This window comes from Arthrobacter sp. NicSoilC5, from assembly GCF_019977395.1.
Classification (GTDB): domain Bacteria; phylum Actinomycetota; class Actinomycetes; order Actinomycetales; family Micrococcaceae; genus Arthrobacter.
In genome coordinates, this window is record NZ_AP024660.1 from 1,115,180 (window position 1) to 1,127,638 (window position 12,459).

A 12,459-nucleotide genomic window follows, 5' to 3' on the forward strand; every position below is an offset into this window, starting at 1 on the left:
GCTTCGCAATTCCGCGGCGCAACCCGATCGCAAGGACGCATCATGACTCTCTCCCCCACGCCCGCTGACAAGTTCACCTTCGGCCTCTGGACGGTCGGCTGGACCGGCGCCGATCCGTTCGGCGTGGCCACCCGTGCCGCTTTGGATCCGGTGGAGGCAGTCCACCGCCTGGCAGAACTGGGCGCCTACGGCATCACGTTCCATGACAATGACCTTGTTCCTTTTGATGCCTCCGCGTCAGAGCGGGACCTGATCCTGAAAAACTTCCGGTCAGCCCTGGCGGAGACCGGGCTGAAGGTCCCCATGGTGACCACCAACCTGTTCAGCCACCCGGTCTTCAAGGACGGCGGCTTCACCTCAAACGACCGTTCCATCCGCCGCTTTGCCCTCTCCAAGGTCCTGCGCAACATTGACCGCGCCGCAGAGCTCGGCGCTGAAACGTTCGTCATGTGGGGCGGCCGCGAAGGCAGCGAATACGACGGCTCCAAGGACCTGGCAGCCGCCCTGGACCGCATGAAGGAAGGCGTTGACACCGCGGCCGGCTACATCAAGGACAAGGGCTACAACCTGCGGATCGCCCTTGAACCCAAGCCGAACGAACCCCGCGGCGATATCTTCCTGCCCACTGTCGGCCATGGCCTGGCCTTCATTGCCCAGCTCGAACACGGGGACATCGTGGGCCTGAACCCCGAGACCGGCCACGAGCAGATGGCGGGACTGAACTTCACCCACGGCATTGCGCAGGCACTCTGGGCCGGCAAGCTCTTCCATATCGATCTCAACGGCCAGCGCGGCATCAAGTACGACCAGGACCTGGTGTTCGGCCACGGCGACCTCACCAGCGCCTTCTTCACGGTCGACCTGCTGGAGAACGGCTTCCCGGGCGGCGGCCCGAAGTACGACGGCCCGCGCCACTTCGACTACAAGCCCTCCCGCACCGACGGCTACGACGGCGTGTGGGAGTCCGCCAAGGCCAACATGGCCATGTACCTGCTGCTGAAGGAACGGGCGCTGGCGTTCCGCGCAGACCCGCAGGTCCAGGAAGCACTCAAGACCTCCGGCGTCTTCGAACTCGGCGAGCCCACCCTCAGTGCCGGCGAAAGCACCGCAGACCTGCTGGCAGACGCCGCAGCCTTCGAGGACTTCGACGCCGACAAGGCTGCTGAGCGCTCCTTCGCGTTCGTCCGGCTCAACCAGCTCGCCATCGAGCACCTCCTGGGCGCCCACTAGGCCATGGTGCTCGTCGCAGGCATCGACAGCTCCACCCAGTCGTGCAAGGTGGTGATCCGCGATGCGGATACCGGGGCATTGGTCCGCCAGGGCCGGGCCCCGCACCCTGAGGGCACCGAGGTCCACCCGGACCATTGGTGGACGGCACTGCAGAAGGCGGTGGCAGACGCCGGCGGACTGGATGACGTCAGCGCCGTGTCTGTCGGAGGCCAGCAGCACGGCATGGTCTGCCTGGACAGCGACGGTGCGGTGATCCGGCCGGCGCTGCTGTGGAACGATACCCGCAGCGCCGGCGCCGCCCTGGAACTCATCGAATCCGCCGGCGGCGGCGATCCAGCCGTCGGCGCGCAGTACTGGGCGCGCGCCACCGGTACGGTGCCGGTGGCCTCCCTGACGCTGACCAAGCTGCGCTGGCTGGCGGACAATGAACCGGAAAACGCCGCCAGGGTGGCTGCGGTCTGCCTGCCGCATGACTGGCTCACCTGGCGGCTCGCAGGCCACGGGCCAGGCAGCGGTAAAGAGGGGCTGGCCGCCCTGGCCACGGACCGCTCGGACGCATCCGGTACGGGCTACTACTCGACGGCGGAAGGCAGTTACCTGCCGGACGTCCTGTCCGCGGCACTCGGCCATGTGCCGGTCCTCCCCCGGGTCCTCGGGCCCCTGGAAGCGGCGGGAAAGACGCCGGCGGGCACCCTCCTGGCGGCAGGCGCCGGGGACAATGCGGCGGCCGCGCTTGGTGCAGGGGCCCGGTTGGGCGATGTGGTGATGTCGCTGGGCACGTCCGGGACCGTCTTCGCGGTCTCGGATTCACCGGCGGCTGACGCCTCGGGACTGGTGGCCGGATTCGCCGACGCCGCCGGGCATTTCCTGCCGCTGGTGTGCACCTTGAATGCCACCCGCATCTTCGATGCCACCGCCGCCCTGCTGGACGTGGACCTGGCCGCGTTCAACAGGTTGGCGTTGTCTGCCGGGCCCGGTGCCGGCGGCCTCACCCTGGTCCCGTACTTCGATGGGGAAAGGACCCCCAACCTGCCGGACGCCACCGGTTCCCTGCACGGCATCACCCGGGCCAACTACACCCCCGCCAACGTGGCGCGCGCCGCCGTCGAGGGTGTTGTCTGCTCACTGGCGGACGGCCTGGCGGCACTGCAGGACCAGGGCGTGACCGCCCGGCGGATCCTCCTGGTGGGTGGCGGGGCCCAGTCAGCAGCCGTGCAGGAAGTGGCCGCCAGCCTGCTGGGAACCGGCGTCACGGTGCCGCAGCCGGGCGAGTACGTGGCCGACGGCGCCGCGCGCCAGGCTGCGGCGGCACTCACCGGACGCTTCCCCGAGTGGGCGGCAGACGCCGTCGACCTTCCGCTGGGAAAGGACGACGCCGGCGACCTTCCGCTGGGAAAGGACGACGCCGGCGTGTTGGCAAGGTACCGCCGGTTCGCCTCGCTCTACGCATAGGGCTGCAGCAGGGCAGCGGGCAGGAAAAAGGACCCGGAACCAGGGTGGGAAAGCCTCCCCTGGTCCGGGTCCTTTCATGTGGGGCGCAGGCTCCTGCCGTGACGCAGCAGGAGCCCGCGGTCTTGAATCAGGTCAGGCGTACGGCAGGACAAGCTCCGCGTACCGCTCCTTGACCGTGGCCAGGACGGTGTTGCCGTCCGTGTCCCAGATCTCCTGATTGAAAATTTCCACTTCGATGTCGCCGGTGTACCCGGCGTCGCGGACCCAGGTGCCGATCGTCGCGAAGTCCACCACGCCGTCGCCCATGTACCCGCGGGAGAGCAGCGGATCGGCGGCGATGGGCATGTTGAAGTCGCACACCTGGTAGGAGGCGATGCGGTTCTCCCGGCCGGCGCGTTCGATCTGCGCCTTCAGTTCCGGGTCCCACCAGACGTGGAATGTATCGACGGCGACGCCAACTGTCGATGCGTCGAAGGGCGCTGCGAGGTCCAGGGCCTGCCCCAGGGTGGAGATCAGTGCGCGGTCCGCGGCGTACATCGGGTGCAGCGGTTCCAGCACCAGGCGGACGCCGTTTTCCTGTGCGAAAGGGACCAGGTCCGCGAGCCGGTCAGCCACACGCTGCCGGGCGTCCACGATGTCCTTCTCCCCTGACGCGAGTCCGCCCACCACCAGGAACAGTTCGGTGGTGTCCAGCGCCACGGCTTCGAGGATCGCTGCACGGTTGTCGGCGAGCGCGTTTGCCTGGCCTTCCGCGTCCGCCGCCGTGAGGAACCCGCCGCGGCACAGCGAGGACACACGCAGGCCCGCGTCCTTGATCAGGCGTGCTGCCTTGTCCAGGCCGGCCTCCGCCACCCGGTCGCGCCAGGGGCCGATGGCGGGGATGCCGGCGTTGACGCAGCCCTCGACCACCTGGGCAAGCGTCCACTTCTTGGTGGTGGCGCTGTTGATGGACAGGCGGGAGAAGTCGCTCATACTCCCACCCCGTTGATCCGCAGGTAATCGGACATGCGGAAGGCGGCCAGCGCCGGGTCCTTCAGCAAGCCGGCCTGGTCGGCCAGCTCAAAGGTCCGGGCAAGGTGGCAGACGGAGCGGCCGGAGTGCAGGCCGCCGACCATCTGGAACCCGGGCTGCTTGCCGTTGAGCCAGGACATGAACGCGATGCCGGTCTTGTAGTAGAACGTCGGGGCGCTGAAAATGTGCTTGCCCAGTTCACGGGTGGAGTCCAAAATTTCCCGTGCCCTGGCCGGATTTCCGGCGTCATAGTTCTGCAGGGCCACGGAAGCGGCCGGGTAGATGGCCGCGAAGATGCCCAGCAGGGCGTCGGAGTGGTGGCTGCCGTCGCCGTCGATGAGCTCCGGGTAGTTGAAGTCGTCCCCGGTGTACAGGCGGACGCCATCGGGTAGGGCGGCACGGAGGGCCACCTCGTGGCCGGCGTCGAGCAGGGAGACCTTGACCCCGTCCACCTTGGCCGCGTTGTCCCTGATCAGGCCCAGGAAGGTTTCAGTGGCGGTGGCGACGTCGTCCGAGCCCCAGTAGCCCGCCAGGGCGGGATCGAACATGGTGCCCAGCCAGTGGAGGATGACCGGCTGGTCAACCTCCTGCAGGAGTGTGGAGTAGACGTTCAGGTAGTCTTCCGGCCCACGTGCTGCCTTGGCGAGTGCCCGGGAGGCCATGATGATGACCTTGGGGCCGGCCTCGCTGATCACGGCAATCTGCTCACGGTATGCCTCGAGGACGGCTTTCAGGCCGGCCTCACCCGTGGGCAGGGTGTCGAGGTCCAGCTGGTCGGTACCGGCACCGCAGGACACGAGGTCGCGGACCGATTTGCCGGCGGTGGCCGGGTTGTTGGCCGAGACCACCGATGCTGCCTCGACGCCGGTGCGCTTGATGAGCTGCTGCGTGGCGGCCCAGTCAAGGCCCATGCCGCGCTGGGCGGTGTCCATGGCGTCGGCCACGCCAAGACCATAGGACCAGAGCTCGTGGCGGTACGCCATGGTGGCGTCCCAGTCCAGGCGCGCCGGGGCTCCGGGAGTGTTGTCGGCGAGGACCTCGGGGATGACGTGGGCCGCGGCGTAGGCGCGCCGGGCGGTAAGCGGGGCGGTGGGGCGGGCCCACGGCGTGGCGCCCTGGAGGCGGTACTCCCTGGTGCCGCCGTCCTCGGAGGGAAGGATAAGGGAAGTCATCAGAGCGTGATCTCCGGGATGTCGATGGTGCGGCGCTCGTCATTGGACCGGAGGCCAAGTTCGGCGAGCTGGACACCGCGGGCGGCGGACAGCAGGCCGAAGCGGTGTTCCCTGCCGGCCACAACGTCGCGCAGGAACTCTTCCCACTGCAGCTTGAAGCCGTTGTCCAGTTCAGCGTTGGCGGGAACTTCCTGCCACTGGTCGCGGAAGGATTCGGTGACGGGCAGGTCCGGGTTCCACACGGGCTTGGGGGTGTGGGCGCGCTGCTGGGCGACGCACTTGTTCAGGCCTGCGACGGCGGAACCGTGCGTGCCGTCCACCTGGAATTCCACCAGTTCATCGCGGTAGACGCGCACTGCCCACGAGGAGTTGATCTGGCCGACCACCTGGTCGCCGCCCGGGGTCTCGAGTTCGAAGATGCCGTAGGAGGCGTCATCGGCGGTGGCCTTGTACTCGTTGCCGGCTTCGTCCCAGCGGGCGGGGATGTGGGTGGCGGTCTTGGCGTTGACGCTCTTGACCTGGCCGATGATGCCCTCCAGGACGTAGTTCCAGTGGCAGAACATGTCCGTGGTCATTCCGCCGCCGTCTTCCTTGCGGTAGTTCCAGGACGGGCGCTGCGCGGCCTGGATGTCGCCTTCGAAGACCCAGTAGCCGAACTCGCCGCGGATGGAGAGGATGCGGCCGAAGAAGCCCTCGTCCACCAGGCGGCGGAGCTTGACCAGGCCCGGGAGGTAGAGCTTGTCGTGGACGACGCCGGCAGTAACGCCTGCCTCCTTGCCGATGCGGGCCAGTTCAATGGCTTCTTCGAGGGTCTCGGCCGTGGGCTTCTCGGTGAAGATGTGCTTGCCGGCCAGCATCGCCTTCTTCAGGGTTGCGGCGCGCAGGCTGGTCATGGAGGCGTCAAAGATGACGTCCACCGTGGGGTCGTTGATCACGGCGTCCAGGTCCGTGGTCCACTCGGACACCTTGTGCTTTTCCGCCAGTTCCCGGATCTTGGCCTCGTTGCGGCCCACCAGGATGGGTTCAACCTGGACCCTGGTGCCGTCCGGGAGGGTGAAGCCGCCGGCATCGCGGATGGGCAGGATGGAGCGCAGCAGGTGCTGGCGGTAGCCCATCCGGCCGGTGATGCCGTTCATGGCGATGCGGATTGTCTTTGTTTCGAAGCCCATGTGTCCTCCACGGTGGGTGAGCAAGGTAGTCAAGCTGATTGGGAAAGCGCATTCCCACTGCTTCCATGATGCACGGCGCGCTTCCCCTTGGCAAGCGCTTTCCGGAACTAGTTTGAACTGCCATAATGTGCTTTAGCCTTCGAGCCCGTACAAGACCAGGAGATGCAGTGGCTGCAAGTACCCTTACCGAGGTGGCCCGCCTTGCCGGCGTTTCCCCCGCCACGGCCTCCCGCGTGCTGAACGGATCCGCCCGCAAACCGGGGAAGGACATTGCCGAACGGGTCCGGCAGGCGGCTGAGTCGCTCGGCTACATCCCCAACGCACAGGCACAGGGGCTGGCGAAATCCAGTTCCGGCCTGATCGGCCTGATCGTCCATGACATTGCCGATCCCTACTTCGCGGCCATTGCCAGGGGCGTGCAGAAAGCCGCCCGGGAACAGCGGAAGATGGTACTCCTTGCCACCACCGGCGGCGGCCCCGCGGAGGAAAAGGAAGCGGTGGCTGCGTTCGCGGCGCGCCGGGCAGACTCGATCGTGATCGCCGGTTCCCGCTCAAGCCGCGACGAGGACAAGGACGGCAACAGCGAGCTGGCAGCCGAACTTGACCGGTATTGCCGCAACGGCGGCCAAGTGGCGGTGGTGGGCCACCCCGTCGTGGGTGCAACTGCTCCGGAGGGGTACCACGTGGTGAAAGTGCCCAACCAGGAGCTGGCCGGCCGGCTGGCCACCGAACTTGCGGGCAGCTGGGACGGGGACTTCGTCATTGTCGGCGGTCCCGAAGGCCTCCTGACCTCTGATGACCGGGTCCGCGGTTTCCAGGAGGGACTGGAACGGGCCGGGCGGCGGCCGGCGGAAGTGCTCCGCAGCGCGTTCAACCGGTCCGGAGGATATGACGCCGGACTTGAACTGGCCGCCCGGATCAAGGCAGCCCGGACCAACGCGGGCCCGTCCGGCGAGGGGGGCGGCGCACCCAAGCTGTGCATTTTCGCCGTCAACGACGTGATGGCCATCGGGGCCGCGGCAGCATTGCGGTCCGAGGGGCTCCGCATCCCCCGCGACGCCGCCATCGCCGGTTTCGACGATATTGAGACCCTCCGCGACTTCCGGCCGGCCCTTTCCACGGTCCGCCTGCCGCTGGAGGACATTGGGCGCGTGGCCACCCGGGCCACCCAGCGGAGGCTTGCCGGCGACGACGGCGACGACGGCGACGGCGCCGACGACGCTTCACCCGGTGACATCACAGGCGAGGTCACGCTGCGGCGCAGCACCGAAGCTGCCGCCTGATGGCGGCGCGTGCGCTTACGGCAGTTCCCGCCCGTCCGGGGGCTGCCGGCGCCCGGCCGGCCATCCTGGTCCTGCCGGGAGGAGGATACGCCCGCCAGGCTGACCACGAAGCGGAGCCCGTTGCAGAGTGGCTGGCCTCCCTGGGAATCCACGCCTTCGTCCTCCGCTACAGGGTGGCCCCTGACCGGCACCCTGCTCCCCTGGAGGACGCAAAGGAAGCAATGCTCCACATCAGGAAGGGACAGCACCGGTTCGCCGTCGACCCGGAGCGCATCGGCGTCCTGGGCTTCTCCGCCGGCGGCCACCTGGCGGCCACCCTCAGCACGGCAGCTGCCACCGGAAACCCGGACCTGGATGTGCCCGCAGCCGTCCCCGACCTCTCGGTGCTCTGCTATCCGGTTGCATCACTGACCCACGAGGCGCACCAGGGATCGGTGGCAAACCTCCTTGGCGGCGCGCCGCCGTCGGGCCTCCTCAGGGCCCTCTCGCCGGAGCTGAACGTCACTCCCCGGACGCCGCCGGCCTTCCTCTGGCATACAGCCGATGACGACGCCGTTCCGGTGAGCAACAGCCTGAACTATGCCAGGGCGCTCTTTGCCGCCGGCGTTCCGGCGGAACTGCATGTCTTCCCGCAGGGACGGCATGGGCTGGGGCTTGCCGCGGACCACCCCGGACCACGGCAGTGGACCGCACTGTGCGCAGCCTGGCTGCAGCGTGCCGGATGGACGGACTCCGTCCACCAAGCCGCCACGGCCGGCCCCGCCTAGCCCCGCGCCCGCCGAGGCCGGACCGGCCTAGCCCAGAGCGCGGATGGTCCAGCCCGCCGAGTGGGCCTGGCCGGGCTGCAGGTGCACCAGGTCCGTGCCTGAATGCAGGGCATCAGGCGGACACGTCATGGGTTCAACAGCCAGGCCCAGCCGGTCCGGGCGGGCGGGCTTGTCGCCGGTGTGCACCTGGACCCAGGGCCATTCGGCGCCCCATTCGAGTTCCACACCTGTACCCAATGGGTCCAGTACCCGCACCCGGGCCAGGCCCGCACCGTCCCGGGCGATGTCCGTGAAGGCGTGGTCGATCTTCACCGGCCCCAGACGCCGCGGCGAACGGAAGTCGAAGGCATCCCCGTCCACCTGCCGCATGCCCACCGGCAGCAGCCGGTCAGGGGTCACCTCCAGGTAGGCAGCGGCCGGCAGATCCAGCGTCCAGTCATCCAGCGGGGACGGACCGGCCACCAGGTAGGGATGGGGGCACACCCCGTACGGGGCGGCAGCGGCACCGGTGTTGACCGCCCGCACCATGCCATGGAGCCCGTCGGCGGAGAGCGTATAGGTCACCGACAACTCCAGGTCCCCCGGGTAATCCGGGCCGGCCGGAATGCGGCAACCCAGGACGGCGCGGTCCGCGGCCGCTTCCAGCACCTTCCATGGCCTGTGGATGGCAAGGCCATGCAGGGCAGCGCCGCGTTCCGGTTCGTTGACGGCAGCGGCATAGGACTTGCCCCCATACGAGTAGGTGCCGTCCGCGAGGCGGTTGGGCCAGGGCGCGCAGACCACGCCGCGGTAGTCGGGTACGGGTCCGTCGGGGCCAAAGCCCACCACCAAGTCCCTGTCCCCGTGGCGGAGTTCCCTCAGCGCCCCGCCGCGGAGGGTGACGACGGCGGAGTAGGGTCCGTGGGCGAGGTGGACTTCAGTTCCGGGCATGGTTACCTCTGCGTCGTAGTGTGTTAGCGCTCACCAGCCTACCGCACCGCCGGCGCTGTCCACTGGCTACAGTTGCCCCATGGATACCGCCGCCGACCAGGACCTCATCGCCTCCGTCAGGGGTGCACTCCACGGGCTGGCCGACCCTGTCCGGGCTGCGGGAGCGCAGGCCTACATGAAGTCCGAGCTCCCCTCGCTCGGCGTACGGGTTCCCGAGGTGCGGCGCATCGCGAAGCGGGCTGCCCGGGAGCATCCGCCGGTTTCCGCCGGGCAGCTGCGCGCCACCGTGCTGGACCTGTGGCGCACCTCCACGTTCCGGGAGGAGAAGTACGCGGCCATCGACCTGACAGCACACCGGCTGGTGGCCTCCGACCTGGACATGCTTCCTGTGTACGCAGAAATGATCCGGACAGGCGCATGGTGGGACTTTGCCGATGGCGTGTCCGGCCGGATCTGCACCCTGCTGCAGGCGCACCCCCGGGAGATGTCGGGTCTCCTGCTGCGGTGGAGCAAGGACCCCGACCTTTGGATCCGCAGGGCCGCCATCACGTCGCAGCTGCGCGCCGGGAAGGCCACCGACACGCGACTGCTCGCCGCCATCATCGAGCCGAACCTGGCGGACCGGGAGTTCTTTATCCGCAAGGCCATCGGCTGGGCGCTGCGCGAGTACGCCAAGACCGCACCGGAGTGGGTGGAGGCGTTCGTTTCCCGCAACAAGGACGCCATGAGTCCGTTGTCGCGGCGGGAGGCCCTGCGCAGGATCAGCGCCGGGGCCGCACAGCAATAGCCGCCGCTAGATCACGGGACGTTCGACGACGGGCTGGTGCGATTTGCGGAACAGCCTGCGGGTGCCGGGGTCCCAGAAGATCAGGTACAGGGCAAAGAGCAGGGCGGTCAGCGCCGCGGCAACGCGGGCCAGGGCGAGGGCGAAGCCGAGGTCCTGGGTCTGGAGGTACGGGAAAACGTCCAACTGGTCCGAAATCGCGTAGATCATGAAGAAGGACACCACGAAGTACAGGGCCTTGACCTGCCAGTCGTTCCTGATGCCGGTCACGGCAAAGAGCGGTATGAGCCAGACGACGTACCAGGCCTGGATGATCGGGGCCAGCAGGACCACGGCCGCCAGGGCGAGCGTGAGGCGGCGCATCAGGCGGTCGTAGTCACCCTTGAAGATCTGCCAGGCGACGATGCCCACGGCCAGCAGCTTGCCGGCGTCGAATACCCAGCCCGCGGGGACCGAACCGTCAAAGCCGAAAGCGGTGGCCAGGGATCCGACCACCATGCCAATCAAGCCCACCGGGGCGTACCAGATCGAAATGCTGCCCGGCGCGGACAGGCCGTTGATCCAGCCGAAGCCGAACCCGTTGACCATGCTCAAGGCGGTCAACAGCGCCAGGCTCAGGCCGGCCGTCAGGGCCCAAAACGCCACTTTCCGGAGCCAGCCCGCGTTCCGGCCTGCCCACAGGAGGCCGATGAAGGGCAGGAAGACAATGGTGATGGGCTTCACCGCGATGGAGAGGGTCACCAAGGCGATGCCACGGACCTGGCGCCGGGTCGCGGAGTGGTACAAGCCTGCCAGGGCGAGCCCGATCATCAGGGAGTCGTTGTGGACACTGGCAATGAAATTGGTCAGGAAGAGCGGGTTGGCCACGGTCAGCCAGAGAGCGCGGTGCGGGTTCACGCCGTGCAGTTCGGCGAGCCGGGGCACGTAGACGACGCAGAGCACCACACCGGCCAGCGCCACCAGCCGGAAGAGCATGACGCACGCCTCCGGCTGGACGTTGGTCACCCAGACGACGAACTGCTCGATCCACAGGAACAGCTGGCCATAGGGAACCGGCGCCTCGGTCCACATTTTGTCGGCGCCGAGCTGGAAGTAGTTGGACAGCGCGGAAATGCCGTTTTCGTACGGATTGAAGCCCTCCACCATCAGGCGCCCCTGCCCGATGTACGCATACACGTCGCGGCTGAACAGCGGCACGCTGAACATCATGGGAAGACCCCATGCCACCACCGCGGACAGGGTTGCCCGCCGTGCCTGTTCACCCCACACCCGGACTTTCTGGCCCAGCCGCAGCCAGGCACGCACCAGCAGCATGCCGCCGATGGCCACCAGGACGATGGACAGCGCCACGCCGGGAGCCTCCGTCCGCATCCAGATGAACACGGGCATCCGCCGCAGTTCCGAGACCGGGGCCAGCCAGCCGACGCCAATGGAGCCAATCATCATGAACATGGAGCCCAGGAAACCGGCAAGCAGGGGTGAGCGCGGATTGTCCACCTCGGCACTGCCCGTTCCGGCAATACCGGCCGCCGCCATCTCCCCCGTTGCGGGCACAGGCGCCGTCATCTCAGGATCGTCCAATCTTGTTGCGTTTTCCGCTGTTGATCCGGCGGGCCGCACGGGCCGGCCGGGACACGATTAAGGGGCGGAAGGGCGACCCGCCGCGTACCGAAATCCTAGCATCGGCAGGGTGCCCGGAAGTGTAACGGTAGGCTGGTCCGGTGCCTATATCTAACGAACGAATCGTCTGGATCGACTGCGAAATGACCGGCCTGGACATCAAGAACGACGCCCTGATCGAGGTGGCAGCACTGGTCACCGACTCGGAGCTCAACATCCTTGGTGAGGGCGTCGACGTCGTCATCAAACCCGACGATGCCGCAGTGGCCCAGATGTCCGACTTCGTCCGGGACATGCACACCAAGTCCGGGCTGCTGGCGGAGCTGCCGCACGGCAAGACGATGGCAGAAGCAGAGGCCGCGGTCATGGAGTACATCTCCACGTGGGTCCCGGATCCGCGCAAAGCACCTCTGGGCGGCAACTCCGTGGGAACCGACCGGGTGTTCCTGTCCCGCGACATGCCTGCCGTGGTGGAGCACCTGCATTACCGGGTCATTGACGTCAGCACCATCAAAGAGCTCTCGCGCCGTTGGTACGCCCGGGCGTACTTCCAGTCGCCGGCGAAGAAGGGTGGCCACCGCGCGCTGGGAGACATCAAGGACTCCATCGACGAGCTCCGCTACTACCGCGAGGCAGTGTTCGTCCCCGCCCCCGGGCCGGACAGCGCCACCGCCCAGAAGATTGCCAGGGGAATCACCAACGGGGACGCCGGGAACCAGTCCGCGGAGTAATCTGCGCCACGTTTTGAGGAAATTTCGCTCAAATCGCTGAAAGTGGACAAAGCACCCTGTTCGAGCAGGTAAGCTATTTGAGTTGCGTTTCCAGGGAGCCGCTCCGGTGGAATTCCCTTGAGGCACATGGTGGGCGTAGCTCAGTTGGCAGAGCGCCTGGTTGTGGTCCAGGAGGTCGCGGGTTCAACCCCCGTCGCTCACCCTCACGGGGCGGCACATGCAGCCGTCAACAAAGGAGGCCGCACCGGATATCCGGTGCGGCCTCCTTTGTCGTGCCCCACCGGGCACACGCATTGCAGCCGGGGACACC

11 protein-coding genes and 1 tRNA gene are annotated in these 12,459 nt (G+C 67.7%); 7 read left to right on the forward strand and 5 right to left on the reverse strand.

Annotated elements, in window-relative coordinates; genetic code table 11:
• Positions 1 to 42: 42 nt before the first annotated feature.
• Together xylA and xylB are read left to right on the forward strand one after the other, a co-directional pair.
• Positions 43 to 1,230, forward strand: coding sequence for a xylose isomerase (gene xylA / locus LDO22_RS05240; protein ID WP_224026366.1), 1,188 nt, complete (start codon positions 43 to 45; stop codon positions 1,228 to 1,230).
• A 3-nt stretch (positions 1,231 to 1,233) separates the two neighbouring features.
• Complete coding sequence (xylB, locus tag LDO22_RS05245) at positions 1,234 to 2,682, forward strand: xylulokinase (RefSeq protein WP_224026367.1); 1,449 nt, start codon at positions 1,234 to 1,236, stop codon at positions 2,680 to 2,682.
• A 132-nt stretch (positions 2,683 to 2,814) separates the two neighbouring features.
• Here xylB and LDO22_RS05250 read toward each other — a convergent pair whose 3' ends face one another.
• The 3 genes from LDO22_RS05250 to LDO22_RS05260 are packed head-to-tail and all read right to left on the reverse strand — an operon-like array spanning position 2,815 to position 6,034.
• Entirely contained in the window at positions 2,815 to 3,654 is an 840-nt protein-coding gene (locus LDO22_RS05250) for a sugar phosphate isomerase/epimerase family protein (RefSeq protein ID WP_224026368.1), read from the reverse strand.
• Entirely contained in the window at positions 3,651 to 4,865 is a 1,215-nt protein-coding gene (locus tag LDO22_RS05255) for a dihydrodipicolinate synthase family protein (protein ID WP_224026369.1), read from the reverse strand. Before LDO22_RS05255 ends, LDO22_RS05250 begins: the two co-directional genes overlap by 4 nt.
• The gene (locus tag LDO22_RS05260; RefSeq protein WP_224026370.1) at positions 4,865 to 6,034 is read right to left on the reverse strand and encodes a Gfo/Idh/MocA family oxidoreductase; all 1,170 of its coding nucleotides are present in this window, start codon (positions 6,032 to 6,034) and stop codon (positions 4,865 to 4,867) included. The genes LDO22_RS05255 and LDO22_RS05260 overlap by 1 nt, the downstream gene beginning before the upstream one ends.
• Before the next feature lie 167 nt (positions 6,035 to 6,201).
• Here LDO22_RS05260 and LDO22_RS05265 point away from each other — a divergent pair, with 167 nt between their 5' ends.
• Positions 6,202 to 7,317 carry a LacI family DNA-binding transcriptional regulator gene (locus tag LDO22_RS05265; RefSeq protein WP_224026371.1) on the forward strand — a complete coding sequence of 372 codons (1,116 nt, stop codon included), beginning with the start codon at positions 6,202 to 6,204 and terminating at the stop codon, positions 7,315 to 7,317.
• Positions 7,317 to 8,084 (forward strand): alpha/beta hydrolase, encoded by a 768-nt coding sequence (locus tag LDO22_RS05270; protein ID WP_224026372.1) that lies wholly within the window; start codon positions 7,317 to 7,319, stop codon positions 8,082 to 8,084. Before LDO22_RS05265 ends, LDO22_RS05270 begins: the two co-directional genes overlap by 1 nt.
• A gap of 27 nt (positions 8,085 to 8,111) precedes the next feature.
• On the opposite strand, the gene LDO22_RS05275 is transcribed toward LDO22_RS05270, so the two are convergent.
• Positions 8,112 to 9,014 (reverse strand): aldose 1-epimerase family protein, encoded by a 903-nt coding sequence (locus tag LDO22_RS05275; protein WP_224026373.1) that lies wholly within the window; start codon positions 9,012 to 9,014, stop codon positions 8,112 to 8,114.
• Between the two features lie 79 nt (positions 9,015 to 9,093).
• Here LDO22_RS05275 and LDO22_RS05280 point away from each other — a divergent pair, with 79 nt between their 5' ends.
• A complete protein-coding gene (locus LDO22_RS05280) occupies positions 9,094 to 9,801 on the forward strand; it encodes a DNA alkylation repair protein (protein ID WP_224026374.1) in 708 nt (235 codons plus the stop codon).
• A gap of 6 nt (positions 9,802 to 9,807) precedes the next feature.
• On the opposite strand, the gene mptB is transcribed toward LDO22_RS05280, so the two are convergent.
• On the reverse strand, positions 9,808 to 11,364 hold the full coding sequence (gene mptB, locus LDO22_RS05285) for a polyprenol phosphomannose-dependent alpha 1,6 mannosyltransferase MptB (RefSeq protein WP_224026375.1): 1,557 nt from the start codon (positions 11,362 to 11,364) through the stop codon (positions 9,808 to 9,810).
• Between the two features lie 155 nt (positions 11,365 to 11,519).
• On the opposite strand from mptB, the gene orn reads away from it, so the two are divergent.
• Positions 11,520 to 12,149 carry an oligoribonuclease gene (gene orn / locus LDO22_RS05290; RefSeq protein WP_224026376.1) on the forward strand — a complete coding sequence of 210 codons (630 nt, stop codon included), beginning with the start codon at positions 11,520 to 11,522 and terminating at the stop codon, positions 12,147 to 12,149.
• Between the two features lie 129 nt (positions 12,150 to 12,278).
• A tRNA-His gene (locus tag LDO22_RS05295) sits at positions 12,279 to 12,351 on the forward strand.
• Positions 12,352 to 12,459: the final 108 nt, after the last annotated feature.

What these genes read in the sequence shown, in the direction of transcription:
- LDO22_RS05260 (WP_224026370.1), bottom strand. Translation starts at nt 6,034, where the DNA reads ATGGGCTTCGAAACAAAGACAATCCGCATCGCCATGAACGGCATCACC.
- LDO22_RS05275 (WP_224026373.1), bottom strand. Translation starts at nt 9,014, where the DNA reads ATGCCCGGAACTGAAGTCCACCTCGCCCACGGACCCTACTCCGCCGTC.
- LDO22_RS05250 (WP_224026368.1), bottom strand. Translation starts at nt 3,654, where the DNA reads ATGAGCGACTTCTCCCGCCTGTCCATCAACAGCGCCACCACCAAGAAG.
- LDO22_RS05280 (WP_224026374.1), top strand. Translation starts at nt 9,094, where the DNA reads ATGGATACCGCCGCCGACCAGGACCTCATCGCCTCCGTCAGGGGTGCA.
- mptB (WP_224026375.1), bottom strand. Translation starts at nt 11,364, where the DNA reads ATGACGGCGCCTGTGCCCGCAACGGGGGAGATGGCGGCGGCCGGTATT.
- LDO22_RS05270 (WP_224026372.1), top strand. Translation starts at nt 7,317, where the DNA reads ATGGCGGCGCGTGCGCTTACGGCAGTTCCCGCCCGTCCGGGGGCTGCC.
- xylA (WP_224026366.1), top strand. Translation starts at nt 43, where the DNA reads ATGACTCTCTCCCCCACGCCCGCTGACAAGTTCACCTTCGGCCTCTGG.
- xylB (WP_224026367.1), top strand. Translation starts at nt 1,234, where the DNA reads ATGGTGCTCGTCGCAGGCATCGACAGCTCCACCCAGTCGTGCAAGGTG.
- LDO22_RS05255 (WP_224026369.1), bottom strand. Translation starts at nt 4,865, where the DNA reads ATGACTTCCCTTATCCTTCCCTCCGAGGACGGCGGCACCAGGGAGTAC.